Origin of the sequence: Limnospira sp. PMC 289.06 (assembly GCF_032350395.1) — a bacterium.
In the GTDB taxonomy this organism is placed as follows: Bacteria; Cyanobacteriota; Cyanobacteriia; order Cyanobacteriales; family Microcoleaceae; genus Limnospira; species Limnospira platensis.
In genome coordinates this window covers 55,253-58,487 of sequence record NZ_JARPLC010000006.1, presented here as the reverse complement: position 1 = coordinate 58,487, position 3,235 = coordinate 55,253, and positions in this window count along the sequence as shown.

The following is a 3,235-nucleotide window of genomic DNA, read 5'->3' as shown; positions in this document are numbered from 1 at the left end:
ACCGGAACCTGAACCGGAACCTGAACCGGAACCGGAAGAACCCGAATTACCATTAGACGTTGTTCTGGATGTTGAGCACATTCTGACCACCTATGAATCTCAGTTACAAATAGCTTTTGAGGTTCAAGATGTTACCACGATTTCGACTCGGGAACTCTTAGATTGGCTAGATGAGAATGCTTTAGAAGCTGGTATTAACCCGTCTCCTTTTGTCGATATCCAGTTTTATGTAAGGACTTTCGGTCAGCAATTAACCCAATTTTACAGCGTAACCTCTGTTGAAGAGTTAAGTTACCTGCAAATTGTCAACTTCATAGAAGGGGAAGGCTTAGAACGCGGATTTTCTCCCAGTCCTAATATCAACTTTACTCACTTTAAAGCCACCTACAGCAGCCAAATAGAAGCCTTCTTTAGGACTTCCATTGAGAATATTACTAATGCTCAACTGTTCAGCTATATTGTGGAAGTTGGTCTGGAACAAGGTCAGAGTCCGTCAGTTCTGATTGATTTGAATTTCGTACTGTCAAATCAGCAGTCGGTGACAGCTATTGAATCCCACTTTGGGACAGAAATTGCTAACTTGACTAATGCTGAAATTTTGCAGTTTATCAGTTCGGATGAAGGTTTACAACGAGTCACTCCTTCTACCTTAGTAAGTCTCAACTACTTCCGAGCAGTTCACAGAACCCGCTTAGAAGAGTTTTTTGGTACTGAGATTACCGAAATCTCCAACTCTCAAGTATTTACCTTTGTGAATACCATTGGTTTGCAAGAAGGGTTAAATACCTCGGCTAAATTAGGTTTTAGCTATCTGCAATCTGTCTATGGTGAACGCATCACTGCGGCTCTGGGAGAGGGTGCTAGTCAGCAGCAAGTCCTGGCATTTATTCAACGGGAAGGCTTACCAGAAAATGTTAATCCTTCTGTGTTTGTGCATCTGGATTTTGTGCAACAAAGCCAATCACAAGAAGTTCAGCAATTTTTCAATGTTGAGAGCGCTACGGAACTGTCTAATCAACAGGTAATCAACAGCATTAAAGCTAATGTTCTGGTTGATGTTCAATATGTGGTGACTCAATATGCTGAACAATTGGCTGAGTTCTACGAAATTGAGGTCGAAGAGGTTAACTCTTTAAGTTCGGAACAGGTGATTTCTTTCAGCTTGGGTGCGGGAGCTAATTTGGGTATTAATCCTGCTCCTATTAACTTTGCTGAAACTCGCGAATTATTTGAGACAGAACTGAGAGACTTTTTCCGGGTTTCGGATGTTACAGTTCTGAGCGATAGTCAAGTTAACTCGTTCGTAATCAATCAAAGCCGACTTTCGGGACGGGTTAATCAGCTAGTTAATGTGGTTAATGTTAACTACTACCAGAGTATTTTCTCTGAGGCTCTCACGGCTACTTTTGGCGAAGATTTTACTGAGAGAAATGTAGTGCAATTTGTGTTCGGGGATGCAGCGCCTGCTATTAACACCCGGTTTGCTAAAATCAAATATAAAGCTGCACTGGAACAATATGCACAGTCTTTGGGTCGCACTCTGGAAACTCTGACTGATGATGAAGTTCGCCTGTATTTATTTACGGAAGGGTTTGATGTTGAAAATACCCTAACTCCGTTTAATCTGGAGGTTGTCACGACTGAATATGAGATTCAACTGACAGCTTTTTATGGAGTGACAAATGTAGCGGTTCTCAGTGAACAGCAAATTTATCGTTTTGTGGTTAATCAGGCTTTAGAGCAGGGTCTGAGCCTGGCTGAGGTGGTGGATGAGGAAGCACTGGAAGTCCTGCGGGAAGAGTACAGCAGCTTGCTCATAGAATTCTACGGCGTGGAAAACGTAGAAACTCTCAGCACTAATGTGGTCCTCGATTTCATTTATGGTGGCTTGTCTCGGATAGTTGATTATGACTACTTCCGGTTTACTTTTACTGGAGATGTCGAGGCGACTTTTGGGGTGGAAAGCATCAGCGAAGTTACTAAACTCCAAATTGTAGAGTATCTCTATGAACAGGAGGTTAGTGTCAGTTCCCTACACTGGTTTAATGTTGAAGCGTACTTGGAAGAACATGGTTCGGCGGCGGAAACGGCGATCGCACAATTTTTCCGGGTAAGTTCCATCAATGAACTTTCGGTAACTCAGATTCGTGATTTTGCGCTGAATATCGGTGTTCAACAATTCAGCATTGAAGGTGCGCTTAATATTGAGTATATTCGGGAAACCTTCAACGCGGCTATTGTTTCCAGCGATCTGGCGGTTAACGCATGGTTGGAAAGTTTCTCTTTCCTGAATGTTGATACTGCTTATGTTCAGAGTCAATTGGAAGGGTTACTGCTAGATGAAACCTTGACTCTGGAACAGGTAAATGAGATTTTGGGGACGGAAATTGACAGTTTGGATGGGTTGACCGATCGCCATCTGATTACGTTGGTGTTTAATTCCGATTTCCAAGAAATTATCGGTGATGTGGAAATTCAACTTTTCCAAGAAACTCTCAATATTGACTATGTGCGGACTGTCTTTGCATCGGCGATCGCTCATACTTTGGAAGTTGATATCACCGCTGTTACTGGTGAGGAAGTCCTCACGGTTCCTAATGAACAGCTTGATGAGTTTCTACTGGCTCAGTCGGAACAAATTGCCACAGAATTGGAAATTGATGCCGATGATGTGACTCTGGAAGTGGCTCAAGAGTGGTTTATCACTAACTCGGTGACTACTGTTGAGGGTTTATCTGTTGAGGTTGATATTGCTTACATTAAATATCAATTGCAACAGTCCCTCGATGATGAACAGATATCTCTTGAGGATATTAATTCCGTCCTTGATGAACCTGTGGAGGAATTTGATGAACTCACAGATGAACAAATTGTTACCCTCGGTCTCAATGTTGAGTTTCAATCTCAATTCTCCCTAGAGATTAGTCTGGTTCAAACAGAACTGAGTATCGGTTTTGTGGTTTCTCAATTCTCTGCTGAATTGGCTGACTTCTTCGGTTTGTCTGAGGCAGAATTCGCGGCGAAAGAATTTACTCAAGAAGAAATTATCGAATTCTTTAGCTCTACTCAAGCTCAGGCGATCGCTGAATTTCTTGGGGAAACTGTTGTCGGTGGCGAAGATAATGACGATCTCGGCGACGACCAGGATATCGTTGATGAGTCTAATGATGATTCCGACGACGACGACCAGGATATCGTTGATGAGTCTAATGATGATTCCGACGACGACGACCAG